The organism is Halobellus sp. Atlit-38R (genome assembly GCF_003665925.1).
Taxonomy (GTDB): domain Archaea; phylum Halobacteriota; class Halobacteria; order Halobacteriales; family Haloferacaceae; genus Haloquadratum; species Haloquadratum inordinatus.
The window spans coordinates 1-459 of record NZ_QXIJ01000322.1 but is presented as its reverse complement, the minus strand read 5'-3'; the positions used below and the strand labels follow the sequence as shown (position 1 = coordinate 459).

Annotated in this window: 1 protein-coding gene; it reads right to left on the bottom strand. The window is 63.0% G+C overall.

Annotated features, from left to right (window positions below):
• Nucleotides 1–459, bottom strand: a 459-nt coding sequence (locus D3D02_RS19615) for a DUF3179 domain-containing (seleno)protein (RefSeq protein WP_121571390.1), incomplete at both ends; no start/stop codon positions are given.

Sequence of the window (459 nt, the reverse complement as noted above, 5' to 3'; positions counted from 1 at the left end):
ACTCCGCGACGGAACCGTCGATGCGGCGGACGTAGGCGACGAGCGTCCCGTCAGTTGACGACGCGACGACGACCGGCAGTTCGCCGACAGTGTCGTTGACGACGCCGGCATTCTTCACTGCGTCGAGTGGGTACGCCCGCGCGACTCCGCCAGCAGTGATACCGATAACCGATGTTTTGGGGTGCATACGCTCGTCAACCTCGTCGTTGAATCCGATTCCGACTCTCCCCGACTGCCGATAGCTCGAGTAGGGATTCACGTCGTAGCTTCGGCTCTGTCGGCCGCGAATCGTGTCGGAGACGGGCGGTGGAACCAACACCTCGGTGTCGGGGTGCGACGCCTTCCATTCGCCCCACGTAGAGATGGTCGACGGGATGAGAGACAGCGTGTCGCCGGTACGCTCGCCGCGAATCGCAGTTGCGAGCACTTGACTCCACAGCGACTCGGTTCGAACGTCGT